Annotated in this window: 24 protein-coding genes; 9 read left to right on the forward strand and 15 right to left on the reverse strand. The window is 68.7% G+C overall.

Annotation, left to right across the window (positions count from 1 at the left end; genetic code table 11):
* Nucleotides 1–23 precede the first annotated feature (23 nt).
* Complete coding sequence (locus AC5Y7V_RS10795) at nt 24–935, forward strand: SDR family NAD(P)-dependent oxidoreductase (RefSeq protein WP_499880015.1); 912 nt, start codon at nt 24–26, stop codon at nt 933–935.
* Here the strand turns inward: AC5Y7V_RS10795 and AC5Y7V_RS10800 are convergent.
* The 6 genes from AC5Y7V_RS10800 to AC5Y7V_RS10825 form a co-directional block, all read right to left on the reverse strand.
* Entirely contained in the window at nt 894–2,438 is a 1,545-nt protein-coding gene (locus AC5Y7V_RS10800; protein ID WP_499880183.1) for a flavin-containing monooxygenase, read from the reverse strand. The genes AC5Y7V_RS10795 and AC5Y7V_RS10800 overlap by 42 nt on opposite strands.
* 117 nt (nt 2,439–2,555) lie before the next feature.
* Nucleotides 2,556–3,287, reverse strand: coding sequence for a TetR/AcrR family transcriptional regulator (locus AC5Y7V_RS10805; protein WP_499880016.1), 732 nt, complete (start codon nt 3,285–3,287; stop codon nt 2,556–2,558).
* Nucleotides 3,288–3,354: 67 nt separating this feature from the next.
* Complete coding sequence (gene nrdE, locus AC5Y7V_RS10810) at nt 3,355–5,520, reverse strand: class 1b ribonucleoside-diphosphate reductase subunit alpha (protein ID WP_499880017.1); 2,166 nt, start codon at nt 5,518–5,520, stop codon at nt 3,355–3,357.
* The gene (nrdI, locus tag AC5Y7V_RS10815) at nt 5,490–5,936 is read right to left on the reverse strand and encodes a class Ib ribonucleoside-diphosphate reductase assembly flavoprotein NrdI (protein WP_499880018.1); all 447 of its coding nucleotides are present in this window, start codon (nt 5,934–5,936) and stop codon (nt 5,490–5,492) included. Before nrdI ends, nrdE begins: the two co-directional genes overlap by 31 nt.
* Nucleotides 5,937–5,962: 26 nt before the next feature.
* Complete coding sequence (locus tag AC5Y7V_RS10820) at nt 5,963–6,202, reverse strand: redoxin NrdH (protein ID WP_066940506.1); 240 nt, start codon at nt 6,200–6,202, stop codon at nt 5,963–5,965.
* Nucleotides 6,203–6,733: 531 nt separating this feature from the next.
* Nucleotides 6,734–7,291, reverse strand: coding sequence for an NAD(P)H-dependent oxidoreductase (locus tag AC5Y7V_RS10825; protein ID WP_499880019.1), 558 nt, complete (start codon nt 7,289–7,291; stop codon nt 6,734–6,736).
* 89 nt (nt 7,292–7,380) lie between these two features.
* Between AC5Y7V_RS10825 and AC5Y7V_RS10830 the strand changes: the two genes are divergently transcribed.
* Together AC5Y7V_RS10830 and AC5Y7V_RS10835 are read left to right on the forward strand one after the other, a co-directional pair.
* Nucleotides 7,381–7,983, forward strand: coding sequence for a TetR/AcrR family transcriptional regulator (locus AC5Y7V_RS10830; RefSeq protein WP_499880020.1), 603 nt, complete (start codon nt 7,381–7,383; stop codon nt 7,981–7,983).
* Nucleotides 7,947–9,011 carry a DNA polymerase IV gene (locus AC5Y7V_RS10835; RefSeq protein WP_499880021.1) on the forward strand — a complete coding sequence of 355 codons (1,065 nt, stop codon included), beginning with the start codon at nt 7,947–7,949 and terminating at the stop codon, nt 9,009–9,011. The genes AC5Y7V_RS10830 and AC5Y7V_RS10835 overlap by 37 nt, the downstream gene beginning before the upstream one ends.
* Here the strand turns inward: AC5Y7V_RS10835 and AC5Y7V_RS10840 are convergent.
* A complete protein-coding gene (locus AC5Y7V_RS10840) occupies nt 8,973–9,887 on the reverse strand; it encodes an SDR family oxidoreductase (RefSeq protein ID WP_499880022.1) in 915 nt (304 codons plus the stop codon). The genes AC5Y7V_RS10835 and AC5Y7V_RS10840 overlap by 39 nt on opposite strands.
* An 18-nt stretch (nt 9,888–9,905) precedes the next feature.
* Nucleotides 9,906–10,559, reverse strand: coding sequence for a TetR/AcrR family transcriptional regulator (locus AC5Y7V_RS10845; RefSeq protein WP_499880023.1), 654 nt, complete (start codon nt 10,557–10,559; stop codon nt 9,906–9,908).
* A gap of 116 nt (nt 10,560–10,675) precedes the next feature.
* Between AC5Y7V_RS10845 and AC5Y7V_RS10850 the strand changes: the two genes are divergently transcribed.
* Nucleotides 10,676–12,160, forward strand: a complete 1,485-nt coding sequence (locus AC5Y7V_RS10850; protein WP_499880024.1) for a cytochrome P450 — start codon at nt 10,676–10,678, stop codon at nt 12,158–12,160.
* A gap of 72 nt (nt 12,161–12,232) precedes the next feature.
* Here AC5Y7V_RS10850 and AC5Y7V_RS10855 read toward each other — a convergent pair whose 3' ends face one another.
* From AC5Y7V_RS10855 to AC5Y7V_RS10870, 4 genes are all read right to left on the reverse strand, one after another.
* Nucleotides 12,233–12,706 (reverse strand): homocitrate synthase, encoded by a 474-nt coding sequence (locus tag AC5Y7V_RS10855; RefSeq protein WP_499880025.1) that lies wholly within the window; start codon nt 12,704–12,706, stop codon nt 12,233–12,235.
* 222 nt (nt 12,707–12,928) lie between these two features.
* The gene (locus AC5Y7V_RS10860; protein WP_499880026.1) at nt 12,929–13,933 is read right to left on the reverse strand and encodes an anti-sigma factor RsbA family regulatory protein; all 1,005 of its coding nucleotides are present in this window, start codon (nt 13,931–13,933) and stop codon (nt 12,929–12,931) included.
* Nucleotides 13,934–14,031: 98 nt separating this feature from the next.
* Complete coding sequence (locus tag AC5Y7V_RS10865) at nt 14,032–15,471, reverse strand: FadR/GntR family transcriptional regulator (protein ID WP_499880027.1); 1,440 nt, start codon at nt 15,469–15,471, stop codon at nt 14,032–14,034.
* Between the two features lie 8 nt (nt 15,472–15,479).
* Nucleotides 15,480–16,679 carry a thiolase family protein gene (locus AC5Y7V_RS10870; RefSeq protein ID WP_499880028.1) on the reverse strand — a complete coding sequence of 400 codons (1,200 nt, stop codon included), beginning with the start codon at nt 16,677–16,679 and terminating at the stop codon, nt 15,480–15,482.
* A gap of 63 nt (nt 16,680–16,742) precedes the next feature.
* Between AC5Y7V_RS10870 and AC5Y7V_RS10875 the strand changes: the two genes are divergently transcribed.
* A complete protein-coding gene (locus AC5Y7V_RS10875) occupies nt 16,743–17,075 on the forward strand; it encodes a Zn-ribbon domain-containing OB-fold protein (protein ID WP_499880029.1) in 333 nt (110 codons plus the stop codon).
* Here the strand turns inward: AC5Y7V_RS10875 and AC5Y7V_RS10880 are convergent.
* Together AC5Y7V_RS10880 and AC5Y7V_RS10885 are read right to left on the reverse strand one after the other, a co-directional pair.
* Nucleotides 17,072–19,249, reverse strand: a complete 2,178-nt coding sequence (locus tag AC5Y7V_RS10880) for an acyl-CoA dehydrogenase family protein (RefSeq protein WP_499880030.1) — start codon at nt 19,247–19,249, stop codon at nt 17,072–17,074. The two genes, AC5Y7V_RS10875 and AC5Y7V_RS10880, sit on opposite strands and share 4 nt — an antisense overlap.
* 108 nt (nt 19,250–19,357) lie before the next feature.
* A complete protein-coding gene (locus tag AC5Y7V_RS10885; protein WP_499880031.1) occupies nt 19,358–20,116 on the reverse strand; it encodes an SDR family NAD(P)-dependent oxidoreductase in 759 nt (252 codons plus the stop codon).
* A 123-nt stretch (nt 20,117–20,239) separates the two neighbouring features.
* On the opposite strand from AC5Y7V_RS10885, the gene AC5Y7V_RS10890 reads away from it, so the two are divergent.
* The 4 genes from AC5Y7V_RS10890 (at nt 20,240) to AC5Y7V_RS10905 (ending at nt 26,123) form a co-directional block, all read left to right on the forward strand.
* Nucleotides 20,240–21,781: an ATP-dependent DNA ligase gene (locus AC5Y7V_RS10890; protein WP_499880032.1), complete on the forward strand. Its 1,542-nt coding sequence runs from the start codon at nt 20,240–20,242 to the stop codon at nt 21,779–21,781.
* A gap of 40 nt (nt 21,782–21,821) precedes the next feature.
* Nucleotides 21,822–24,080: a carbon starvation CstA family protein gene (locus AC5Y7V_RS10895; RefSeq protein ID WP_499880033.1), complete on the forward strand. Its 2,259-nt coding sequence runs from the start codon at nt 21,822–21,824 to the stop codon at nt 24,078–24,080.
* A 99-nt stretch (nt 24,081–24,179) separates the two neighbouring features.
* Nucleotides 24,180–24,422 (forward strand): hypothetical protein, encoded by a 243-nt coding sequence (locus tag AC5Y7V_RS10900; protein ID WP_499880034.1) that lies wholly within the window; start codon nt 24,180–24,182, stop codon nt 24,420–24,422.
* A 171-nt stretch (nt 24,423–24,593) separates the two neighbouring features.
* Nucleotides 24,594–26,123: an Hsp70 family protein gene (locus AC5Y7V_RS10905; RefSeq protein WP_499880035.1), complete on the forward strand. Its 1,530-nt coding sequence runs from the start codon at nt 24,594–24,596 to the stop codon at nt 26,121–26,123.
* Here the strand turns inward: AC5Y7V_RS10905 and AC5Y7V_RS10910 are convergent, their stop codons facing one another.
* The gene (locus AC5Y7V_RS10910) at nt 26,124–26,588 is read right to left on the reverse strand and encodes a cyclic nucleotide-binding domain-containing protein (RefSeq protein WP_499880036.1); all 465 of its coding nucleotides are present in this window, start codon (nt 26,586–26,588) and stop codon (nt 26,124–26,126) included.
* Nucleotides 26,589–26,646: the final 58 nt, after the last annotated feature.

Genomic DNA, 26,646 nt, shown 5'->3' on the forward strand with positions numbered 1-26,646 from the left:
CTCCCGACCGGATGGAGACCGCCATGAACTCGTCGAATCGCACCGCCCGTGATGAGCTGATCGTGGTGACCGGCGCGTCCACCGGCATGGGCGCGGCCACCGCAAGGGAACTGGCCCGCAGGGGTTTTCACGTGCTCGCCGGTGTGCGCCGGGAGGCCGACGCCGACGCGCTGCGCGCCGACGGGCTGGAGCCCCGCATCCTGGACATCACCGTCGAATCGGACGTCGCCGCGATCGCCGAGCGCGTCGCGAACGATCCGCTGCGGCGCCCGCTGCGCGCGCTGGTCAACAACGCCGGGATCGCGATCAACGCGCCCGTGGAAACGCTGCCGATTAACCAGTGGCGCAAGCAGTTCGAGGTCAATCTCTTCGGACACATCGCGATGACCCAGGCGCTGCTGCCGGCCCTGCTGCTGAGCTCCGGCACCGTCGTCAACATCAGTTCCGTTGGAGGCAAGGTCGTCTTGCCGACGTACGGGGCATACGCCGGTTCGAAGTTCGCGCTCGAGGCGGTCAGCGACGCGCTGCGCCGCGAGGTCGGCGAGCTCGGGATCAAGGTCGTCGTCGTCGAACCCGGCGCGGTCAAGACCGAGATGGCCGAGCGTGGAATCGCCACCGCGGAGCGACTGATGGGCACCATGACCGCCGCCCAGCTCGCGCGCTACGACCGCCTCGCCGCGGCCGTCACGGCCCAAGCCCGATCCTTCGGCGAGGACGGCGTTTCGGCCGAACACGCCGCCAAGGTGATCAGCAAGGCCGCGACCACGGCTCGCCCGCGGACCCGCTACACCATCGGGCGCGACGCCGCGATCCTCGCGCGGGTCAGCCGTGTCGCGTCCGACCGGGTTCTGGACCGCATTCTGCGGCTGAGCCTTCGGTCGTTCGCGAAAAGCTCAGCCCCGAACGGCCGCCGCGCCGCGGTTGTTGGCGCGTGAGCCCGTGTTCACCCCGATGAACTGGTATTCCTCCGGCTTGACCGCGCGGGTGGCCCGCCAGTACTCCCAGGTGTAGCCGCCCCACAGCACGGTGTTCTTGCCGTGCTCGTCGAGGTACCAGCTGCTGCAGCCGCCGCTGTTCCACACGGACTGCGAAAGCCGTTGTTGCAGTTCGTCGTTGAATCGGTCCTGCGCCTCGCGGGTGGGCGCCAGCGCCTGCGCGCCCATCTTGTCGCATTTCGCGATCGCGTCGGCCACGTAGTGGATCTGGGATTCGATCATGAACACCACGGAGTTGTGGCCGAGCCCGGTGTTGGGCCCCAGCAGGAAGAACAGGTTGGGCACGTCGGCGACGGTGATGCCCCGATGCGCGCCGATGCCCTCGCGGTTCCAGCGGTCGACCAGGTCCTCGCCGTGCCGTCCCTTGATCTGGACGTAGGTGTAGGAGTCGGTGACGTGGAAGCCGGTGCCGTAGACGATCACGTCCACCTTGCGCTCCCGGCCGTCGGCCGTGACGATCCCGTCGCGCGTGATCCGGGTGATGCCGTCGGTCACCAGTTCGGTCTTCGGGTCGGCGACGGCGCCGTAGTACGTGGAGGAGTTCAGGATTCGCTTGCAGCCGATCCGGTAGTGCGGGGTCAGCTTGCGGCGCAGCTCGCGGTCCTTGACCGAGCGCCGGATATTGTATTTCGCGTACGCCTCGATGAGCTTCAGCGCGTTCGGCCGCTTCGTCATGCCGAAGGCCAGCGCCTCCTGGCCCCAGTAGATCGCCATACGCACCGCCGCGCGCAGGCCGGGAACGTTCTCCATGGCCCGGCGCAGCGCCACGGGCAGCTCGGGATTGGACCGCGGCACCACCCAGGGCGGGGTGCGCTGGTAGAGCTGAAGTTCGGCGACCTGCCCGACGATCTCGGGCACGATCTGGATCGCGCTGGCGCCGGTGCCGATCACGGCCACCCGCTTGCCAGTCAGGTCGACGCTGTGGTCCCACTCCGCGGAATGGAAAGCGGGACCGGCGAATTCGTCGCGGCCCTCGATGTCGGGGAACGACGGGACGTGCAACGCGCCGGCCCCGGAGATCAGGAACTGCGCGACGTACTCGCGTCCGTCGGTGGTGAACACGTGCCAGCGGTTCTCGTCGTCGTCCCAGTGGCCCCGGTCGACCAGCGAGTTGAACACGATGTAGCGGCGCAGCCCGTATTTCTCGGTGACGCCCTTGAGGTAGTCCCAGATCTCGGGCTGGTACGAGAACGGGTTCTTCCAGTCGGGCTTGGGCTCGAAGGAGAAGGAGTAGAGGTGCGACGGGATGTCGCAGGCGCACCCGGGATAGCTGTTGTCACGCCAGGTGCCGCCGACGTCGTCGGCCTTCTCCAGGATGACGAAGTCCACCCCCTGTTGCTGCAGCCTGATGCCCATGCCCAGGCCGGAGAAGCCGGTCCCGATGATGAGGGCGCGGGTGTGCACCGGCTCCTGCGCCTGTTGTGTCGGCTCGGCTTGTGTCATGGCATCGGTCACGGCGGATCGGTCTTCCTGTTGGCTCACGCAAATACCCAGTACCCAGGGTATCGGATAGGGCGAGTGTTGACGATCGCCGGGGCGATGTCAACGTGCTAAAAGTCCTCAGCTGGCCGCGGTGCTGCTGGGCACCACGCTGTGAATCGGCTCGTCGGGATTCATCGCGATGCCCAGCGCGTCGGCGGTGCCGACGATGACGCCCATCATGATGGTGGTCAGGTGGGCGACGAACTGCTCGCGCGGCATGCGCCGCGGGCTGTCGGCCTCGGGGCCCAACCACCACTCGGTGGCCGACGCGGCCGAGCCGAAGGCGGCGTGGCCGGCCAGTTCGATCGCCGCGTGGTCGAGTTCCATCTCCCGCAGCTCGTTGTCGAACATGTCGGCCACGGCCAGGGTGATGCCGCGGCCCTCCTCCAGGATCTTGGGGCTCGCGGCGGAACGGCCCTGGATGAACACCCGCAGCACGTTGGGGTGCTGGTCGACGAGGTTGACGTACTCCTCGACGGCGCGGTGGATCACCTCGCGGGCCGAATCGGTCTTCAGGTCGATCGACGGGAAGATCGCCCCCCAGAGCATGTCGCGCAGCCGCTCGCCGATCGCCTGGAACAGATCGGATTTGTCGTGGAAGTGCCGGTAGATCTTGGGCTTGGCGGTGCCGGCCTCCTCGGCGATCTCCCGCACGCTCAGCTCGGGCCCCAGGCGGTCGATCGCGCGGAACGCCGCGTCGACGATTTCGCCGCGCACCTTCTTGCGATGTTCGCGCCACCGTTCACTGCGCGCGTCGACCTTGACCCCGGGCTTCACGCTCGGATGGGGAGGTCGAGGAATTCTCACCACATCAAGCACCATACCGCGCAGGAGCCGCTGACCTGGGCAGACCGGCGCTGCCTGGACGCCCGCGGCGTCACAGCATGCAGCTGACGCAACCCTCCACCTCGGTGCCCTCCAGGGCCATCTGGCGCAGCCGGATGTAGTACAGCGTCTTGATCCCCTTGCGCCAGGCGTAGATCTGCGCCTTGTTGACGTCGCGGGTGGTGGCGGTGTCCTTGAAGAACAGCGTCAGCGAGAGCCCCTGGTCCACGTGCTGGGTGGCCGCGGCGTAGGTGTCGATGATCTTCTCGTAACCGATCTCGTAGGCGTCCTGGTAGTACTCCAGGTTCTCGTTGGTCATGTAGGGCGCCGGGTAGTAGACCCGCCCGATCTTGCCCTCCTTGCGGATCTCGACCTTGGAGACGATGGGGTGGATCGATGACGTGGAGTGGTTGATGTAGGAGATCGACCCGGTCGGCGGCACCGCCTGCAGGTTCTGGTTGTAGATGCCGTTGGCCTGGACCGACTCCTTCAGCCGCTTCCAATCGTCCTGCGTAGGGATGCGGATCTCGGCGTCGGCGAACAGCTGGCGCACCTTGTCGGTCGCCGGCTCCCACACCTGCTCGGTGTACTTGTCGAAGAACTCCCCCGAGGCGTACTTGGAGCGCTCGAACCCCTTGAAGTGCGTGCCGCGTTCGATCGCGATGCGGTTCGAGGCCCGCAGCGCGTGGTACAGCACCGTGTAGAAGTAGATGTTGGTGAAGTCGATGCCTTCCTCGGATCCGTAGAAGATGCCCTCGCGGGCCAGGTAGCCGTGCAGGTTCATCTGGCCGAGCCCGATCGCGTGGGAATCGTTGTTGCCCTGCTCGATTGAGGGCACCGACGTGATGTGCGTCTGGTCGCTGACCGCGGTGAGCGCGCGGATGGACACCTCGATCGTCTGGGCGAAGTCCGGTGAGTCCATCGTCTTGGCGATGTTCAGCGACCCCAGGTTGCACGAAATGTCCTTGCCCACATGGGCGTACGACAGGTCGTCGTTGAACAACGACGGCGTGGACACCTGCAGGATCTCCGAGCACAGGTTCGAATGCGTGATCTTGCCCTCGATGGGGTTGGCCCGGTTCACCGTGTCCTCGAACATGATGTACGGGTAGCCCGACTCGAACTGCAGCTCGGCCAGCGTCTGGAAGAACTCGCGCGCCTTGATCTTGGTCTTGCGGATGCGCGCGTCGTCGACCATCTCGTAGTACTTCTCGGTCACCGAGATGTCGGCGAACGGCACGCCGTAGACGCGCTCGACGTCGTACGGCGAGAACAGATACATGTCCTCGTTCTTCTTGGCGAGCTCGAAGGTGATGTCGGGGATCACCACGCCCAGGGAGAGCGTCTTGATCCGGATCTTCTCGTCGGCGTTCTCCCGCTTGGTGTCCAGGAAGCGGTAGATGTCGGGGTGATGCGCCTGCAGGTACACCGCGCCGGCGCCCTGGCGAGCCCCCAGCTGATTGGCGTAGGAGAACGAGTCCTCCAGCAGCTTCATGATCGGAATGACACCCGAGGACTGGTTCTCGATGTTCTTGATCGGCGCGCCGTGCTCGCGAATGTTGGAGAGCAGCAACGCAACTCCCCCGCCGCGCTTGGACAGCTGCAGGGCGGAGTTGATCGATCGCCCGATCGACTCCATGTTGTCCTCGATGCGAAGGAGGAAGCACGAGACCGGCTCGCCGCGCTGCTTCTTGCCGGAGTTCAGGAACGTCGGGGTGGCCGGCTGGAACCGCCCGTCGATGATCTCGTCGACCAGCTTCTCGGCCAGCCCGGTGTCGCCGGACGCCAGTGTCAGCGCGACCATGACGACGCGGTCCTCGAAGCGCTCCAGGTAGCGCTTCCCGTCGAACGTCTTCAGCGTGTAGGAGGTGTAGTACTTGAACGCGCCGAGAAACGTCGGGAAGCGGAACTTCTTGGCGTAGGCGCGGTCCAGCAGCTCCTTGACGAAGTTGCGCGAATACTGGTCGAGAACCTCGCGCTCGTAATAGTTCTCGCGGATCAGGTAGTCGAGCTTCTCGTCCTGATTGTGGAAGAAGACGGTGTTCTGGTTGACGTGCTCCAGGAAGTACTGGCGCGCCGCGAGCACGTCCTTGTCGAACTGAATCCTGCCGTCCTTGTCGTACAGGTTCAGCATCGCGTTCAGAGCGTGGTAGTCCGTTTCGTCGGACGACGCATGCGTGCCGGCGGCTACAGGCTCTGCAGTGACGGTTGGTGGCACGTCTGTTCCTTCCAGAAGTCGGCGAGACCGGCGCGGACGGCATCCACGTCGTCGGAGGTCCCCATCAGTTCGAAGCGGTAAAGGTAGGGAACGCCGCACTTGCGCGAGATGATGTTGCCCGCGTATGCGAATGCGATCCCGTAGTCGTGGTTGCCCGCGGCGATGACGCCGCGGATCAACGACCGGTTGAGCTCATTGTTCAAGAAAGCGATGACCTGTTTGGGGACATACCCCGCAGCGTTGCTGTCCAAGTCGTGCCGTCCACCGCCGTACGTCGGCACTATCAGCACATACGGCTCGCCGACCTCAATGCGCCCGTGCAGCGGTATCCGTGTAGCGGGAACACCCAGCTTCTGCACGAAGCGGTGGGTGCTCTCCGACACGGAAGAGAAATAGACCAGGTTGCGCGAGTGCACCGCAACCTCCTTACCTAACGCTTTGCCTACGCGCTGAGTGCCGACTCCGCGAGCGCCTTGATGCGATCGGGCCGGAAACCCGACCAGTGGTCGTTGCCGGCAACCACCACGGGAGCCTGCAGGTAACCCAGAGCCATCACGTAGTCCCGCGACTCGGAGTCCAGCGTGATGTCGACCTTCTGGTAGGCGATGCCCTGCTTGTCCAGGGCCTTGAAGGTGGCGCTGCACTGCACGCACGCGGGCTTCGTGTACACGGTGATGCTCATGGATGCCGCTCCTTTGCGGAAGGGGAGAACCTGTGACGGACTGGCAACTACTTGGGTACTGCAACGAACTCGGTCTTCGCTGTGTTTCAGCGGCCCGTCAGGACCCCAGATTCCCGTCTTGCGGCGCTGGAAACCGAAGGCGCGGCCTTCGGGATCTTCGAGCCGATTCGGGGAGGTCCCCAAGCCCGGCCAGCGTGGGGATCCTGGGATCTGCCGGTGCCTCGAAACACTACACCTAGTGGCCGACAAGTTGTCTAGATACAAGATGTTCTGAATAACAATTCTGAAATTCCCTGGTCGTAAGGCCTCCCCGCGGGACTCGCCCGGCGTGTCGCAGATCACAGGTTGGTCTCGGGTCGGCATGCGAACCGGTATATCAGCGACCACCGACAGAAACGGCCCGATCGCCGGGCCGTGCCCGCCCCGGCCCCGATCACCAGCAAAGCCGCCAGCGCGGGCTGGCGGCTTCGGCTATTCGACTGACGAAACGTTGCTGGTGGCCGGCGGGCGGCTTGTTCGTTCCCGCCAAATTCAGCCGACTTCGGCGGCCAGCTTGCCGACGACGTCGCGCACGTTGGCCGAGAGCTCGGCGTGCTCGCCGGGCGCCTTGCCGTCGAGGGTTTTGAACGGCACCGACAGCTTGATCCCGTCGACCACGCGGGCGCCCGCGATCCCGAACGACTTGCGGGTCTCGTCGTGCGCCCACACCCCGCCGTACTGACCGAAGCCACCCCCGATCACCACCAGGGGCTTGCCCTTCAGCGCGCCGTCGCCGAAGGGACGGGACAGCCAGTCGATCGCGTTCTTGATGACCGCCGGGATGCTGCCGTTGTACTCGGGGGTGACAACCAGAGCGGCGTCCGCCTCGGCCGCCGCGGCGCGCAGCGCGGTCACCGGGGCCAGCGGCGGCGCGTCGGTGGTCATCGCGTCGTCGATCTCCTCGTTGTAGAACGGCACCTCGCCGAGTCCCTCGAAGATCGTGACGGTCACGCCGTCGGGAGCGACCGCCCCCGCCAGTTCGGCGATCTGGCGGTTGATCGACGCCGCGCGCAAACTGCCCACCAACGCCACGATCTTGATCTCTGCCACTGCTGGTTCCCTTCGGCCGTCGCCCTACATCCTTGCATGCCCCAACCGGACTATAGTCCGATTTATTCCGGCGGCGTTAAAGTGCAGGAGTGAGCGGCGTCGAGCGGGCAAGCGAGTTGGCGGTGTCCGTTGCCCCGGAGCGGGGTGACGCGGCGCGCAATCGCGCCCTGCTGCTGCAGGCCGCCCGGGACCTGGTGGCCGAGCGCGGCGCGGAGGCCGTCACCATGGACGACGTCGCGGCGGCCGCCGGGGTGGGCAAGGGCACGCTGTTCCGCCGGTTCGGCAGCCGTGCCGGCCTGATGATGGTGCTGCTCGACGAGGACGAGCGGGCCAGCCAGCAGGCGTTCTTGTTCGGCCCGCCGCCGCTGGGCCCCGACGCGCCGCCCGTGGAGCGGCTGGTGGCCTTCGGCCGGGAGCGGATCCGCTTCGTGCACACCCACCACGCGCTGCTGTCGGAGGCCGGCCGCGACCCGCAGCTGCGCTACGGCCCGCCGGCGACGGTACTGCGCACGCACGTGCGGGTGCTGCTGTCCTCGGCGCGCACCACCGGCAGCCTCGACTCTCAGACCGACGCCCTGCTGGCCCTGCTCGACGCGGACTATGTGGAGCACAAGCTGAACAACGGCGGCCACACCCTTCAGACGTTGGGGGACGCATGGGAGAGCCTGGCGCGCAAGCTGTGCGGGCGTTGACCCACTGGGTCCTGCACGTCGACCTCGACCAGTTTCTGGCGTCGGTCGAGCTGCGCCGCCACCCCGAACTGGCCGGGCTGCCGGTCATCGTCGGCGGCAGCGGCGATCCGACCGAACCCCGCAAGGTGGTCACCTGCGCCTCGTACGAGGCCCGCGAATTCGGTGTGCACGCCGGCATGCCGTTGCGCACCGCCGCCCGCCGCTGCCCCGACGCGACGTTCCTGCCGTCCGACCCGGCCGCCTACGACGCGGCCTCCGAGCAGGTGATGGGCCTGCTGCGCGACCTGGGGCACCCGGTCGAGGTGTGGGGCTGGGACGAGGCGTACGTCGGCGTCGACGGCGGGGATCCGACCGAGGTGGCCGAACAGATCCGCACGGTCGTCGCGTCGGAAACCGGGCTGTCCTGCTCGGTCGGCATCAGCGACAACAAGCAGCGGGCCAAGGTCGCCACCGGCTTCGCGAAACCGGCCGGCATCTTCGCACTCACCGACGCGAACTGGATGACGGTGATGGCGGACCGCCCGGTCGACGCGCTGTGGGGCGTGGGCCCCAAGACGGCGAAAAAGCTTGCGGCCCTTGATATCACCACGGTGCGTCAGCTTGCGCACGCCGATGCCGAGCTGCTGACGTCGACGTTCGGCCCGCGCACCGGGCTGTGGCTGCTGCTGCTGGCCAAGGGCGGCGGCGACGCGCAGGTCAGCGCCGAGCCGTGGATACCCCGGTCGCGCAGCCATGTCGTCACCTTTCCGCGCGACCTCACCGATCGGGCCGAAATGGATGCGGCCATAACGGGATTGGCGCGCCACGCTTTGGACGACGTGCTGGCGGGGGGACGGATCGTCACCCGCGTGGCCGTCACCGTGCGGACCGCGACGTTTTACACCCGCACCAAGATCCGCAAGCTGCCCGCCCCCACCACCGACGCCGACACCATCACCGAAGCGGCCCTGCGCGTCCTGGACCTTTTCGAGCTGGACCGCCCGATTCGGTTACTCGGCGTGCGACTCGAGCTGGCCATGGGCGACTAGCGGCGCCGGGGCGGGACGCAGTGCGCGCGTGAAGATCACGTTGACCTGACGCATCGCCACGCTGTAGGGCCACCAGGCCAGCCGCTTGAACGCGTACAGCGCACGGATGTCGCCCGACGTGTAGATCAGGTAGCGGTTCTTCGCGACCCCGGCCAGGATCTTCTCGGCGGCCCTTTCCGGCGACACCGCGTGACCGCTGAAGCGATCCACCCAGCGGGCGACCCGGGGATCCTCACGGTCGACCCCGGCGATCTCGACCGTGTCGACCAACGGGGTCTTCACCGCGCCCGGCACCACGACCGACACCCCGATGCGGTGGCGCGCCAGGTCGAAACGCAACACCTCGGACAGGCCCCGCAAGCCGAACTTGCTCGCGCTGTAGGCCGCGTGCCACGGCAGGGCCACCAGCCCCGCGGCCGACGACACGTTGACCACATGCCCGCCCCGCCCGGCCGCCAGCATCGGCGGGACGAACGCCTCGATGACGTGGATCGGACCCATCAGGTTGATCGCGATCATCTTGCGCCACTGTTCGTGGGTCAGCCGGTCGACCGTGCCCCACGCCGACACCCCGGCGATGTTCAGCACGACGTCCATGGGCGAATGCCCGGCGTGGATGTCGGCGGCGAACGCCGCCACCTGGTCGTAGTCGGCGATGTCGAGCGTGCGGTGCACGGGCACTTCGGCGCCCAGCGCGCGGGCGTCGGCCACGGTCGATTCCAGGCCGTCCGAATTGCGGTCGGTCAGATAGAGTTCGGCGCCCTGTGCGGCCAACCGCAGCGCGGTCGCGCGCCCGATCCCGCTGGCCGCGCCGGTGACCAGGCACCGCTTCCCGGCGAAGTACCGCCCCGTCGTCCTCGGAAGCCCTAGCCCCATGGCCGTGACCCTACCGCGTTACTTCGGGCCGCCACCCCAGAGCGAATTGAGCCACAGCTGCTCGAGCACCCGCACCCGTCGCTCCATGTCTTCCTGGTGACCCTGGCGTCCGGCCAGCAGCGGGTCGCCGCTCAGCGTCAGGGAAGTGGTGCCGGCCAGGGTGCGCACCAGCGCCGGGACGTCGTCGCTGATCGGATTCGCGGTCCCCGCCTTGATCTCCGCCTCGACGATCGCGGTGATCTGGCCCAGCACCCCCTCGAACTGCCGCTCGAGGAGCTCGCGAATCTGAATGTCGGTGTGGCGGGCCAAGTTACAGGCTGCCATCACCGGGTCGTTGTGCGCGTAGACCGCGGCGGCGCTGCGGACCATCCGCTTGGCGAACTGCTCCGGCGACTCCCCGGGTTGGCGGGGGGCGAAGTACTGCGTGAGCTCTTCGAGTTCCTCGGCGGCCTCGGCCATGATCTGGGCGAGCACCGCGTACTTGGAGTCGAAGTAGAAGTAGAAGCCGGATCGGGCCACCCCGGCGCGCAGGCTGATCGTGCTGACCGAAAGTTCCGCGAACGGCTTCTCCTCGAGCAGGTCGCGCACCGCCTGCATGATCGCCTGCCGGTGCTTGTCGCCGCGCCGGCGAATGGCCGGTTCACCCGGGTCCGCGTCGGCGTGGCTGCTCACGTCATCGACCTTGCACCACGCCGCGGCAAAAGCAAACTTGACAGCCGTCAAGTTTTTCCCGAAGGTTATGAATCAGTGACCGCTGTCACCCGCCCCGGGCCCGCAAAGGAGCGTCTATGGCCGCCACTGTCAGCACCCCGCACTACCTGCTCGATCAGGCGCGGCGCCGGTTGACCCCGTCGTTCAACAACTTCCCGGGCATGGGCCTGGTCGAACGCCGGCTGCTGAACACCCAGTTCCCGGTGCACAAGCTCGCCGACCCACCGCCGGACAGCGGGCTCAAGCCGGTGCTGGGCGACGCGGGCCTGCCGGTCCTCGGGCACATCATCGAGATGTTGCGCGGCGGACCGGACTATCTGATGTTCCTGTACAAGACCAAGGGCCCGGTCGTCTTCGGCGACTCGCCGGTGCTGCCGGGCGTCGCGGCGCTGGGCCCGGACGCGGCGCAGGTCATCTACTCCAACCGCAACAAGGACTACTCGCAGCAGGGCTGGGTGCCGGTGATCGGGCCGTTCTTCCACCGCGGGCTGATGCTGCTCGACTTCGAAGAGCACATGTTCCACCGGCGGATCATGCAGGAGGCGTTCGTCCGGTCCCGGCTCGTCTCCTACGTCGAGCAGATGGACAAGGTCATCACCCAGACGGTCGCCGACGACTGGGTGGTCAACGACGCGCGCTTCCTGCTCTACCCCGCGATGAAGGAGCTGACCCTCGACATCGCCTCGATGGTGTTCATGGGCCACGAGCCGGGCACCGACCGCGATCTGGTGACCAAGGTGAACAGGGCGTTCACGGTCACCACCCGCGCCGGGAACGCGATCATCCGCACCGGCGTCCCGCCGTTCACCTGGTGGCGCGGCCTGAAGGCGCGCGAACTGCTGGAGAACTACTTCCGCGAGCGCGTCAAGGAACAGCGCGGGAAGGACGGCAACGACCTGCTGTCCGTGTTGTGCCAGACCGAGGACGAGGACGGCAACAAGTTCTCCGACGAGGACATCGTCAACCACATGATCTTCCTGATGATGGCCGCGCACGACACGTCGACGTCGACCGCCACGACGATGGTCTACCAGCTGGCCGCACACCCGGAGTGGCAGGAGCGCTGCCGCGACGAGTCGGACCGCCTGATCGGCGACGGGCCGCTCGACATCGACTCCCTGGAGAAGCTCGAGTCGCTGGACCTGGTGATGAACGAGTCGATTCGGCTGGTGACGCCCGTGCAGTGGGCCATGCGTCAGACCGTGCGCGACACCGACCTGCTGGGCTACTACATCCCCAAGGGCACCAACGTCATCGCCTATCCCGGGATGAACCACCGGCTGCCGGAACTGTGGACAGACCCGCTGAAGTTCGACCCGGACCGGTTCACCGAGCCGCGCAGCGAGCACAAGCGGCACCGCTATGGGTGGACGCCGTTCGGCGGCGGCGCGCACAAGTGCATCGGGATGGTGTTCGGGCAGTTGGAGATCAAGTCGATCCTGCACCGACTGCTGCGCCGCTACCGGCTCGAGCTGCCCCGCCCGGGTTACCAGGCCGAGTGGGACTACGGCGGCATGCCGGTGCCCAAGGACGGCATGCCGATCGTGCTGCGCCCGCTGTAGTCCCGTCGCGACCAGACGCAGAATCGCACTGCGCACGCCGCAAACGTGCGATTCTGCGTCTGCTCGGCACAGTCACGCCGCCAGCCGGTTGGCGCACGCGATCACCGCGCGCAGCGCCGATTGGGTCGGATCCTCCGAGAGGCCCATCGCCCACTCGGCGCGAACCCCGTCGCTGCCGCGGACGAACGTGGCCGTGTCCGCGCCGCAGCGAATCTGGTGAAAGCGCAACACCTCCACCGTGATCCCGCGCTCGTGCAGCATCTCGGTGAGGGCGGCGATCGGGCCGCTGGCGGCGGCGGTGGACGTGCTGATGTGGTCGCCGACGGCGATCATCGCCCGGAAATTGCGGGCCTGCGGGCCGAGCCGCCCCGCGGGTCGCTCGGCGTCGGTGCAGGCCCAGTGCCCCAGTCGCAGCGGGCCGGCGGTGCGACCGTAGGTGGCGACGAAGGCCTCCCACGACATCGCGTCGGCCTCCTCGCGCAGCCCGCGCGGCAAGGCGGCGCCGAAGTGGGCGCCTGAGGGGGCGAGGGATTTGGTGAGAGCCATCGTGTCGGTCTTCTCTGATCAGCAGGAGCGACCGACGGTAGTAGCTTCCGACCCACAGCGGGGGGTCGGTCTGGGATCAGACCCCGCTGCGGGTGCTGGCTACTACTGCCTTGTCAAAGGCACCCTGAGAAAGACGCACGAGCGCCGACATTAGACGCCACCGGCAGGCAATTGCAAATCCATTTCGCGCGGCGGGCTAAGGCCTTGCCACACAGGTGTTTCCTAGCCGTTCGGCCCCGACGACGCGTCGACCCGCAGATAGGCCTGGATCGTCGTCCCCGCCGGCGTGGTGTGCGTGCGAACCAGGTCCGATATGGCGTTGACCAGATACAACCCGCGGCTGGCCGGGCCGCTCGGGCCGGGATCCAGGCGCCCCACCAGCGGGTCGCCCAGCCGTCCGGTGTCGCGCGCCTCGCACACCAGGTGCTCGTCCTCGCGCCAGAAGGCCAGGCGGCAGGCCCCGTCGGTGTACATCAGGCTGTTGCTGGCCAGCTCCGTCGCGATCAGCTGCAAGTCCTCGATGCCGTCCTGCGACATCCCCACCCAGCCGGCGTAGTTGACGGCGAACGAGCGTGCGGGCCGCAGGTCCGCCGACTCCCTGACCATGTACGTGACGGCGCCCGGGTTGGCCGCGAGCGGTTGGTTGCAGCGATCCAGGACGGCGTCGGGCGCGTATTCGGCGCTGCGCTGCAGCGCGCCGCGGTTCCACAGCAAGGGGTGCGTCGCACGGGCATCCGCCAGCACCTCGTCACCCAGCACGCTCGCGTCGTAGAGGCACAGGACGGTCGCCGGGTAGCCCTCGAGGGCCGAGTTGACCAGCGCCTCGTGTTCGGAGCAGGCGACGATTTCCTCGTGGGTGCGTTCCGGCCAGGCCAGCTCGCTCACGATTCGCACCCGCCGGCCCTGGTGCTCGTCGATGAAGGACCCCTCCATCGCCATGAATCGGGTCGGGTTGCGGCCGATCTCGGCGATGTCGACCAGCCGCAGTTCCGCGGTGAAGCCGCCGTCGGGTCCGGGCAACGCCTCGCGCAGGGCGTCCAGCTTGTCGCCGGGCACCGCCACCAAAACGGCCTCGTCTAGCGCCAGCCCGTCGACGATGAAGCGAACCACAAAGTCCCGGTACTCCCCCTGCGAACGATAAAGGAGCCCGGAATGAACGAAACCCGATTGAGCGGCTTGCGTTCCCCCCACGCCCCCGGTCACCCTTGCGCGCTCGCTTTCGATCACAAGTGCCAACCCCCTGCTGGACCGGCCATACGTCACTTCCCCATTCCAGTACCCCAGAAGGCCGTTCGGTATGCCGACGACCGCGTCACACCCGGCCGCTATAGCCACCAGGAGGCGGCGGCGTCCAGGTGGCGACGGATGCGGTAGCGGGCGAGGCTGTCGTCGCCGTCTTCGATCGCCTGAAGAATCCGCAGATGAGCGTGCTCGACGGCGTCGACGTCGGTCCAGGACGGCTCCGTCGGCGCGGTGCTGGTCCAGTGCCGGCGGAACAGCTCGATGATGATGCGAAGGAACAGGTCCAACAGCGCGTTGCCGGCCAATTGCGCCAACCCCAGGTGGAAGCGGACCTCCTCGGCGACCGCCTTTCGCACGTCGCCGGTGTGCGGGCCCGGCCGGGTTGCCAGAAACGCCGCCACCTCGGACTCGCTGCGCCGCTTGACGATTCTGGCGACGTTGTCGATCTCGATGGCATCGCGAACGCAGCGCAGGTCTTCCCGCGTCGGCCCGCGGTATTGCAGGTACAGCGCGATGGTGTCGATGCTGGCCTCGGCGTGCGGTTCGGTGACGATCAGCCCGCCGCCGGGCCCGCGGCGCATCCGCGCCACCGAGTGATATTCGAGCAGCCGCACGGCTTCCCGGAACACCGCGCGGCTGACGCGGTAACGCTCCAGGAGCGCGGTTTCCGTCCCGAATACCGAGCCGACCTGCCAGCCGTCCGCGGCGATCTCGTCGCCGATGGTGGCGGCCAGCATCTCGGCGAGCTTCCCGTGCGGCGCGTCACCGTCGACGGCCCGCAGCCGGCGCGCCCCCCGCGCCCGGGCCCCCTCGCCCGGGTAATGCCGCTGCAGCCAGGCGGTCACCGCTTCGACGTGTCGTTCGGAGAGCGTTTTGGCACGCGCCGCGTCGCCCGCGGTGACGGCGTCGACGAGTCGAGAGTGGTCCCGGTGCATGTGCTCGACGGCCTCGATGGCCTCGGTCGCCGAGTCGGCCCGCGACTGCAGGGCGTATCGCGTGGTGAGCCGCATCAGGATGTCGATGAACAACTGCAGCACCGGGCTTTTCGATTGCTCCGCCAGCGCGATGTGGAATTCGTCGCGCGGCGCCGGCAGGCCCGGCCGCCACTGCTGCTCCGCCCGCAACACCGCGCGCAGCCGGTCGATGCCGGCCTCGTCGATGCGTTCGGCCGCGAGGGAGGCCGCGAGCGGCTCGAGCACCAGGCGCGCGTTGAGCAGGTCGACCAGCGTGATGCCGAGGTATTCGAGGTAGATAACCACGGCACGCGTCGCGGGGCCGGCGTCCGGCCGGCAGATCAGCAGCCCGCCGCCCGGCCCGCGGCGCATCCGGGCGACCTGGTGGTGTTCGACCAGGCGAACGGCCTCGCGCAGCACGGATCGGCTCACGCCGTACCGCTGTTGCAGGGAGTGTTCGGAGCCCAGCGATTCGCCGACGGTCCAGCCGCGTCGGACTATGTCCGCCTCGATCTGGCGGGCAATCTGCGCGGCGAGTTTGTCCGCGGGGCTCCAATCGCGCTGTGCCACAAGCTATCTCAACAGGTGAGCAACATGCATCCGGCGACGGGGCCACCACCCACGGAAACCACCCCGACCTCGGGGCGTTTCGACACCTGACGCTCCCCCGCTTCGCCGCGCAGCTGCAGGCACCCTTCGTGCAAAGCCCAGTAGCCGTGCATGCGCCCCGCCGACAACTGGCCGCCGTAGGTGTTCAGGGGCAGTTGGCCGTCGCGGGCGATCCGCGCCCCGCCCTCGACGAACGGCCCGGCCTCGCCGTCGCCGCACACCCCCAGCGCCTCCAGCCACGCGAGGGTGAGAAACGTGAAACCGTCGTACAACTCGGCCAGCTCCAGGTCGGCGGGCGTCAACTGGGTGCGCGACCACATCTGCGCCGTCGCGTCGGACATCGCCATCTTCGGGTAGTCGTCGCGGTGGAACCAGCCGCCGGCGCCGTCGGATCCGCCGATCGCCTCCACCGCCACCGCGCGGTGCGGGCAGTCGCGGGCGTACTCCGCGTTCGACACCACCACCGCGATCGAGCCGTCGATGGGGACGTCGCAGTCCAGCAGGCCGAACGGCGTCGACACCAGTCGCGCCCCCAGATAGTCGGCCATGGTCATCGGTTCGCGGTACACCGCAAGCGGATTCAGCGCGGCGTTGCGTCTGCCGTTGAGCGCCAGCCAGCCCAGCTGTTCCTTGGTGGTCCCGTACAGCTCCATGTGGCGGCGGCAGTTCAGCGCCAGCCAGTTCGCGGCGGAATAGGCGTGGGCCGCCACCAGGTCGTTGACGTCGTCCATCGCGCCGACGGCCGGCTTCGGCGCGCCTTCGGGAGTCTCGAACATCCGCGCGAGCGCGGGAGCGGGCGCGGGCGCGTTTTCCTCTCGCTTGACCGGGACCGTTCCGCCGAGCATTTGGATCGTCCGGTAGACGACGACGTGGTGTGCGCGCCGCTCGGCGACCGCGCGGCACGCCGACATCACCGGGCTCAGCAGGCCGCCGGTGCCGAAGCCGGCCCCGCAGTCGGCCGCCTCGATCCGCAGTTCGGCGTTTACGTCGGCGGCCGGCGTGTCGCCGAGGGTGGCGATCCCGTCGATGTCGGCGGGCGCGAGGCCGGCATCCGCGACGGCGGCGCGCACCGCCTCCATGGTCAGCTCCAGGCCCGGGATCCCGGTGCGGCGGCCGATCCGCGAGATGCCGAGCCCGGAAATGATCGCGTCTTTTTCGAAGTAGGTCATGTGCACCATCCGTCCAACCAGCCTGCCACCCACGCCGAACCAATAGAGTGTACTGTATTGGCCGTGTCAGGCGAGTTGCTCATCGAACACTGCGACGCTTGCGCGCGCTGGGTGCACCCGGCGGCCGGCGAATGCCGGGACTGCGGGGGCCCGCTGGTCGCGCGGCCGGTTTCGGGGCGCGGCACGGTGTTCACCTACACGGTGAACCACCACCCCTATAACCCGGAGATCCCGACGCCTTACGTGATCGCGATCGTCGAACTTGCCGAACAGAGCGGGCTGCGGCTGGCCGCCAACATCGTTGGCTGCGAACCGGATTCGGTGACGTGCGGGATGCCCGTCGCCGTTCAGCCCGCGAAGGGCAGCGGCGGCGCGCCGCAATTCGCGCCGGCCTAGTTGATCAACGGGTCGCGCGGCATGCCCAGGATCCGCTCGGCGATCTGATTGCGAGTCACCTCGGAGGTGCCGCCGGCGATCGACATGCCGCGCGCGCCCATGATCATGCGGGCCGCCAGCGCGCCCGGCCCGTCGGCCAGCGCGACCTCGGGACCCAGCAAAGCGGCCGAGATCGCGGCGCCCTCGACCATGTGCTCGGCCAGTTTCAGCTTGGTGACGTTGCCCTCGGGGCCCGGGCCCGACCCTTCGACGCTGCGGGCGACGCGGCGCAGGTTCAGCAGCCGCAGCGCGTGATCGTCGGCCAGGTAGTTGCCCACGCGAATCTTGGCCCCCGCCAACTGATCCGGTCGCTGCTTGGCCATTTCGATCAGCATTTCCGCCAGGCCCTCGTAGAACGACCCACTGCCGCCGATGCTGACGCGTTCGTTGCCGAGCGTGGCCCGGGCGACGGTCCACCCGGTGTTGGGCGCGCCCACGACGTCCTCGTCGGGAACGAACAGGTCGTTGAAGAACACCTCGTTGAAATCCGAGCCGCCGGTGATCTGCCGCAGCGGCCGCACCTCGACTTCGGGCGCCTTCATGTCGACGATCACCGTGGTGATGCCGGCATGCTTGGGCGCGTCGGGGTCGGTGCGCACGGTGGCCAGGCCCCGCGCGCAGTAGTGTGCGCCGCTGGTCCACACCTTCTGCCCGTTGATCTTCCAGCCGCCGTCGACCCGGGTGGCACGGGTCTTGATGGACGCCGCGTCCGATCCGGCGTCCGGCTCGGAGAACAGCTGGCACCAGACCTCGTCCTTGCGCAGCGCCTTCTCGACGAATCGTTCGATCTGCCAAGGCGTCCCGTGCTGAATCAGGGTCAGGATCACCCAGCCGGTGATCCCGTAGTCCGGCCGCTTGATGCCCGCGGCGCGGAACTCCTCCTCGATCACCAGCTGCTCCACCGCGTCGGCGCCGCGCCCCCACGGCTTGGGCCAGTGCGGCATCACGTAGCCCGTCTCGATCAGCCTGTCGCGCTGCGCCTGCTTGTCCAGGGCCGCGATCTCGGCGGCGTCGGCGTGGATCCGGGTGCGCAGCTGCTCGGCCTCGGGCGGCAGGTCCAGGCTGTTCTCGCGCACGGCGCCGGCCGCGCTGCGCTCGAACGCATCGGCGGCCGGGGCGTCCCCGCCGAACAGCGCCGTGGTGACCAGCGCCCGGCGCAGGTGCAGGTGCGCGTCGTGCTCCCAGGTGAAGCCGATGCCCCCGTGCACCTGGATGTTGAGTTCGGCGTTGCGCGCATACGCCGGGAAGGCCAGCGCGCCGGCCACCGCGGCGGCGAGGCGGAACTGGGCTTCGTCCTCTGAGGAGTCCTCTTCCGCCGCGCGCGAGGCGTCCCACACCGCGGCCGTCGCCGACTCGGCGGCCACCAGCATGTTCGCGCAGTGATGCTTGACGGCCTGGAAGGTCGCGATGGTTCGGCCGAATTGCTGGCGCACCTTCGCATAGGCGACGGCGGCCTCGACGCAGTCCGACGACCCGCCGACGGCCTCCGCCGCGAGCAGCGTCCGGGCCCGGGCCAGCGCCGACAGCCGCGCGCCCGCCACGATGTCGTCCGCGGTGACGCGCACGCCGCTCAGGCGCACGCGCCCGGAGCGCCGGGTGGGGTCGAGGTTCTCCGGCACCTCCACCGACACGCCGTCGCGGGCCCGGTCCAGCAGCAGCACGTCGTCACCGGCGGCGACCACCAGCAGCTCGGCGAGCCCGGCACCGAGCACGATGCCGGCGTCGCCGTCCGCCACGCCGTCGCTGACCCGCACCTCGCCGTCGAGGCCGATCCCCGCGGTGACGGTGCCGTCGATCAGCCCGGGCAGCAGCCGCGACTTCTGCTCGGGGGTGCCGTCTTTCGCGAGCACGGCCGACGCGATCACGGTCGGCACGAACGGTCCCGGCGCCACCGCGCGGCCGAGTTCCTCGACGACCACGACGAGTTCGGGCAGCCCGTATCCCGAGCCGCCGTGTTCCTCGTCGACGTGCAACCCGAGCCAGCCGAGCTCCACCAGGTCGTGCCAGAACGGGGGCCGGGATTCGTCGGCCGCGTCGAGTAGCGAGCGGGCCGCCCAGCGCGCCTTCTGTGCGGTCAAAAACGCGCGGGCCACCTCGGCGAGTTCGCGATGGTCGTCGGTCAGGGCGATACCCATGAGGGGCCTCCTCGCTACCGGGCTGACTGCCTGCCCCGCTCCGAGGGGGAGCGGGGCGGCTGCCTAAAGAGTGTACTTATTCCCGGGGCGGCCCCGCGCCGGGGGTGGCTACTTCGGCGCGAAGCGCTGCCCGGCGTCCAGTCGCAGGCACTGGCCGTTGAGCATCGGGTTGTCCACGATGGCCGCCGCCAGCTTGGCGTACTCGATGGGCCGGCCCAGGCGCTTGGGGAAGGCCGCGTCCTTGGTGAGCGCGGCCGCGAATTCGTCCGGGATGCCCTGGGTCAGCCCCGTGGCGAACAGGCTCGGCGCGATCGCCAGCACCCGGATCCCCAGCGAGCCCAGGTCACGCGCCATGGTCAGGCACATGCCCGCGATCCCCGCCTTGGCGGCGGTGTAGGCGACCTGCCCGATCTGGCCCTCGAACGCCGCGATCGACGCCGTGTTGATGATGACGCCGCGCTCTTCGTCCTCGGGTTCGTTCTTGGCCATGTGCGCGGCAGCCAGCCGGCTGATGTTGAAGGAAGCGATCAGGTTGAGGTCGATGACCGACTGGAAGGACTCCAGGTCGTGCGGGCCGGACTTGGTCATCGTCCGCTTGGCGATGCCGCCGCCGGCGGTGGTGATGATGACGTGCAGGCCGCCGAGCTCGTCGACCGCGGTCTGCAGCGTCTCCTCGGTGCCGGCAAAGTCGGTGACGTCGACCGGGTAGAACGAACCGCCGACGGCCTCGGCGACGGTCTTGCCGTCGGAGCCCTCGCGGTCGAGGATGGCGACGTCCGCGCCGCGTTCGTGCAGCAGCTCGGCGCTGGCGCGACCCATCCCCGACGCGCCGCCGATGACGACGACCTTCTTCCCGTTGATCTCCATCCGGGCCTCCTTTTCTAGGCTTGTCAGAATCCATCAAATTTGTAACGTTTCCTAGGCACGCTAGCGTGTCGGCCCGGCGGGGTTGACCCCGCCTTGTTCAAGAGCCGTGCCAAGCTCGGATGCGTGCTCCTCCTCGACGTCGCAAGCACCTCGCTTAATGTCGGCGGCACGTCGTCGCGGCTGACCAAGGTCGCCCACATCGCCGAGCTGCTGCGCCGCGCCGCCGGCGACCCGCAGGCGGTGGCGATCGTCGTCTCGTGGCTCTCCGGTGAGCTGCGCCAGCGCCAGATCGGCGTCGGCTGGGCGTCGCTGCGCTCCCGGCCGCCGCCGGCGGCCGAACCGGTGCTGACGGTCCTCGGCGTCGACGCCGCCTTCACCGAGATCGGGGCGGTGTCGGGCAAGGGCTCTCAGGCGCGTCGGGCCGAACTCCTACACGCGTTGTTCGCCGCGGCGACCGAAACCGAGCAGGCCTTCCTGGCGCGGCTGCTCGGCGGCGAACTGCGCCAGGGGGCGCTGGCCGGGATCATGGCCGACGCCGTCGCCAAGGCCGCCGGAATCCCCCTCGCGGCGGTGCAGCGCGCCGCGATGCTGGGCGGGGACCTGCCGGCCGTCGCGGCCGCCGCCCTGTCCGGCCCCTTGTCCGGCTCGGCCGCGGCCCTGGACGCGTTCACCCTGCGGGTGGGCCGGCCGGTCAGCCCGATGCTGGCCCAGACCGCGACGGGCGTGGCCGACGCGATCGAGCGCCACGACGGCACAACGATTTTCGAGGCGAAGCTGGACGGCGCGCGCGTGCAGATCCACCGGGCCGGCGACGACGTCACGGTGTACACCCGCAGCCTCGACGACGTCACCGCCCGGCTCCCGGAGGTCGTCGAGGCGACGCTGGCGCTGCCGGTCACCGACCTGATCGCCGACGCCGAGGCGATCGCGCTGCGCCCCGACAACACACCGCACCGCTTCCAGGTCACGGCATCGCGGTTCGGCCGCTCCGTCGACGTGGCTAAAGCCCGTGCGGCGCAGCCACTCTCGGTGTTCTTCTTCGACGTCCTGCACCGAGACGGCTCCGACCTGCTGGACGCGCCGACCACCGACCGGCTGACCGCCCTGGACGCGCTGGTGCCGCCCACGCAGCGGGTCGACCGGTTGACGACGTCGGATCCCGCGGCGGCCGCCGGCTTCCTGGCCGCCACGCTGGCCGCCGGCCACGAGGGGGTGATGGCCAAGGCGCCCGGCGCGGCCTACCTCGCGGGCCGGCGCGGGGCGGGCTGGCTCAAGGTGAAGCCGGTGCACACGCTGGACCTGGTGGTGCTCGCCGTGGAGTGGGGTTCCGGGCGCCGGCGCGGCAAGCTCTCCAACATCCACCTCGGCGCCCGGGACCCGGCCACCGGCGAATTCGTCATGGTGGGAAAGACTTTCAAAGGGATGACCGACGCCATGCTGGACTGGCAGACCGCCCGGTTCAGCGAGCTCGCCATAAGCGGCACCGACGGCTACGTCGTGGAATTGCGCCCCGAGCAAGTGGTCGAGATCGCCCTGGACGGCGTCCAGAAATCGTCGCGCTACCCGGGTGGCCTGGCGCTGCGCTTCGCCCGGGTGGTGCGCTACCGCGACGACAAGGGCCCCGCCGAGGCCGACACCATCGACGCGGTGCGGGCGCTGTATTAAAACGCGCGTTGTCCATTTCGCGCGCGTAGGGTTTTTCGCCGTGGCAGTCAAAGAGCACGACAAAGGCGTCAGCTTCATCCGCACCCACGAGCACCTCCCGCCGGTCGCGATCATCGACCGCTCCCCCATCACCACCCGGCACAAGATCGTCTTCGCCGTCATCGCCGTGCTCGGCGCCGTCGCGTGGGCGATCATCGCGTCCGCCCGCGGCGAGACGGTCAACGCCGTCTGGTTCGTGATCGCCGCGAGCTGCACATACATCATCGGCTACCGGTTCTACGCGCGGCTGGTCGAGATGAAGATCGTCCGCCCGCGCGACGACCACGCCAGTCCCGCCGAGGTTCTCGACGACGGCACCGACTACGTGCCGACCGACCGGCGCGTGCTGTTCGGCCATCACTTCGCCGCCATCGCCGGGGCGGGACCCCTGGTGGGTCCGGTGCTGGCCACCCAGATGGGCTACCTGCCCGGGGCGATCTGGATCGTCCTCGGCGCGGTGTTCGGCGGCTGCGTGCAGGACTACCTGGTGCTGTGGATCTCCACCCGGCGCCGCGGCCGCTCCCTGGGCCAGATGGCCCGCGACGAGCTGGGCGCGGTGGGCGGGGTCGCCGCGCTCGCCGGTGTCCTCGTCATCATGGTGATCCTGATCGCGGTGCTGGCGATGATCGTGGTGAAGGCGCTGGCCGAAAGCCCATGGGGCGTCTTCTCCATCGCCATGACCATCCCCATCGCCCTGTTCATGGGCGCCTACCTGCGGTTCCTGCGTCCCGGGCGGGTTTCGGAAGTGTCGCTGATCGGGTTCGCGCTCCTGATGCTGGCCGTGGTCTCCGGCAACTGGGTCGCCGAGACTCCCTGGGGCGCAGCCTGGTTCACCCTGTCCCCGGTGACCCTGTGCTGGTGCCTGATCGGCTACGGCCTCGCCGCGTCGGTGCTGCCGGTCTGGTTGCTGCTCGCGCCCCGCGACTACCTGTCGACGTTCATGAAGGTCGGCGCCGTCGGGCTGATCGCCGTCGGCATCCTCATCGCCCGGCCGGAGATGCAGGCCCCCGCGATCTCGCAGTTCGCCACCCGGGGTAACGGCCCGGTGTTCGCCGGCTCGCTGTTCCCCTTCCTGTTCATCACCATCGCGTGCGGCGCGCTGTCCGGGTTTCACTCGCTGATCTCGTCCGGGACGACACCGAAGCTGCTGGAGAAGGAAGGCCAGATGCGGGTGATCGGCTACGGCGGCATGATCACCGAGTCGTTCGTCGCCGTCATGGCGCTGATCACCGCGTCGATCCTCAACCAGCACCTGTATTTCGCCCTCAACGCGCCTGCCGCGCAGACCGGCGGCACCGCGGCCACCGCCGCGCAGTACGTCAACAAGCTCGGCCTGCCGGGCGCGCCGGCCACCGCCGACCAGATCGCCCAGGCCGCCACCAGCGTCGGCGAGAAGACCATCGTGTCGCGCACCGGCGGGGCGCCCACGCTCGCGTTCGGGATGTCCGAGGTGCTGCAGCGGGTCTTCGGCGGCACCGGCCTCAAGGCGTTCTGGTATCACTTCGCGATCATGTTCGAGGCGCTGTTCATCCTGACCACCGTGGACGCGGGGACCCGGGTCAACCGCTTCATGCTGTCCGACGCACTGAGCAACTTCGGCGGACCGCTGGCCAAACTGCGCAACCCGAGCTGGCGCCCCGGCGTCTGGCTCTGCAGCCTGGTCGTCGTCGCCGCGTGGGGCGGCACCCTGCTTATGGGCGTGACCGACCCGCTGGGCGGCATCAACACCCTTTTCCCGCTGTTCGGCATCGCCAACCAGCTGCTGGCTGGGATCGCGCTGACCGTGGTCACCGTGGTCGTGATCAAGAAGGGCCTGCTGAGGTGGGCCTGGATTCCCGGGGTTCCGCTGCTGTGGGACCTGACCGTCACGCTGACGGCGTCGTGGCAGAAGATCTTCTCCGGCGATCCCGCGGTCGGCTACTGGACGCAGCACTCCCAGTACCTGGCGGCGAAACACGCCGGCAAGACCGCGTTCGGCGCGGCGAAGAACGCCCGCCAGCTCGACGAGGTCATCAGGAACACCTGGATTCAGGGCACCCTGTCCATCGCCTTCGCGCTGGTCGTCGTCATCGTGTTCGCCGCCGGAATCGCCGTCGCGCTCAGGGCGATTCGCGGCGGCGGCCGGCCGTTGACCGAGGACGACCCGGTGCCGTCGCAGCGGTTCGCGCCCGCCGGGCTGATTCCCACCCCCGCCGAGCGGGAGTTGCAGCGGCAGTGGGATGCGCACCCCGTACCGGCCGCGGCCCAGACGAAGGGGTAGTCGACTACTCACGACGAACGCCGCTCGTCGCTCTTACCGTGGTTGCACAACGACCGGTTCGCCCCGGTACGTGACCACATCGGAAAAGAGACAGACGAAATGTTGGTATCACCAGCGGGACTCGCCGGCACGACCGATCCCGTAACCGAGAGCACAAGTCGACCCCCCTCGGTGGAGGCGTCGCCCACCGAAGTCCTGATCAGCACGCAGCAGGTGGTCTTCGGCACCGCGGCCGTCCTGGGCGCGCGCCGCGAGGGCGCCGGCCCGCCGCGAAGGCACTACCCGAAGCATTACGGGTTCCTCGAGAGCGCCCTCATGTCTCGCGAAATGGAAAGACTATGAACGTCGTCGTCACTCTCGCGTCCGCGATCGTGATGGTGATGATCGCGACGGGCACCTACAGCCTGCAATGGCGGCTCGAGCGCGCCGACTACAACCGCCATTTCGAGGATTGACCGCCCACGCCGGGACAGGATGGTGCCGGAAAGCGTGGCGCAGTCCTAAGATTGCGCGATGAGAGTCGGCATCGACTTCGGCACCACCCACACCGTCGTTGCGGCCGTAGACCGGGGAAACTATCCGGTCATCTCGTTCGACGGCCTGGACGCGTGGCCTTCGCTCATCGCCGCCAACACCGACGGGCGGTTGCGGTTCGGGGTCGACGCCGCCGCTGTGCGCCACCAGCCGGGCTGGTCGGTGCTGCGATCGTTCAAGCGCCTGCTCAACGACGCCGGCCCGCAGACCGAGGTGAACCTGGCCGGCCGCAACCACCGGCTGGCCGACCTGCTCACCGGCTTCCTGGCCGCGCTGAAGGCCGACCTGCAAAGCCGCTCGAACGCCACCCTCGCACCCGGCGAGGCCGTCGAGGCGGCGATCAGCGTGCCGGCCAACGCCTCCAGCGCCCAGCGCCTGCTTACCCTGGACGCCTTCGTCGCGGCGGGATTCCACGTCGTCGCGCTGCTGAACGAGCCGTCGGCAGCCAGCCTCGAGTATGCGCACCGGTACCGCTCCACCATCACCGCCAAGCGCGAGCATGTCCTCATCTACGACCTCGGCGGCGGCACCTTCGACGCGTCGCTGCTGCGGATGACCGGGCATGAGAACGAGGTCGTGGTCAGCGAGGGCGTCCAGCGCCTCGGCGGTGACGACTTCGACGAGGCGATCGTGGACCTGGTCCTCGGCCGGCTGAACATGCACGGGGTGGATCCCGTCACGCGCGAGCTGCTCAAGGACGAGTGCGCCGCGCGCAAGGAGGCCGTCGGCCCGCAGTCGCGACGTTTCTTGGTGGACCTCACGGGAATCGGCGCGGTCGACCGGCCCCCGTTCTCCTGCGGAATCGACGACGTCTACTCCGTGTGCGCGCCGCTCGTCGACCAGACGACCGAACTGCTGCATCGCGTCCTGCACGGCCCGGCCCGGGACGGCAGGGACGTGGCCTGGTCGGAGGTGGCGGGCATCTACGTGGTCGGCGGGGCCGGGGGCTTCCCGCTGGTTGCCCGGATGCTGCGCACGGCATTCGGGGAGAAGCGGGTGAAGCGCTCCCCGCACCCGTTTGCGGCGACGGCCATCGGCCTGGCGGTCTTCCTCGACAAGGAGGCGGGTTTCGCGTTGTCCGAACGCTTTTCGCGGCACTTCGGGGTATTCCGCGAGGCGCGGGCCGGGACCGACGTGGTCTTCGACCCGATCGTGCCCAAGGACGCGTCGCTGCCGGCGGACGGGCGCACCCCGCTGGTCGTCAGGCGGACCTATCGGGCGGCGCACAACATCGGTCACTTCCGGTTCGTCGAGTGCAGCCGCCTGGTCAACGGGCGGCCCGACGGCGACGTCACGCCGTATGACCCGGTGCTCTTCCCGTTCGACCCGGCCCTGCGCGACCGGGACGACCTCGGGCGCCAGCCGGTCGGGCGGTGGAGCGAGGGTCCGGATGTCGAGGAGCGCTACGTCGTCGCTCCCAGCGGCGCGGTAGAGGTGACGCTGACGACGCGGCCGGCCGGCTTCGAGCGCACCTTCCGGCTGGAGCGGTGCGCCGCCGCGGGCGCGTGATCATTCGATGGCGTCGGCGTAAATGTCCAACAGCCGGAACCGGGTCGCGTCGAGATGCTCGCCGAGAACCGCGATAACCCGCTTCTGCAACTCGTAGCCGAGTTGGTGATCCTCTTCGCACTTTGCGCGCAGGCACTTGCCGTCGAACACGATGGCTCGCGTCGCCTCGGCCGCGCGCGCATCGAACCGCGAGTTATACGGCGGCACCAACCACGACCATCCGAGGATCTCGCCGTCTCCGAGGGTCTGCACCGTCACGGGTCCACGACCCGGAAGATGAGTTTCGAGCGCGATCCGGCCGGCACGAATGAGATAGAAGTGATCGGCCGGGCTGCCCTGGCTGAAGATCAACTCACCCGCGTCGAAGCGCACGTTGGCGGCACACCCGACCGCCAGCTTCAAATAGCGCGGGTCGATCCCGAAGAAGAACGGATGCCCGGCCAGAACCCCTTCCAGCGTCTTCATCACTTCGTCCCTTCGCTGGTGGCAGTCAGCGCTGGACACTGACCCCTGGTGACTATTA

The sequence above is a fragment of the Mycobacterium sp. NGS34 genome (assembly GCF_059812845.1).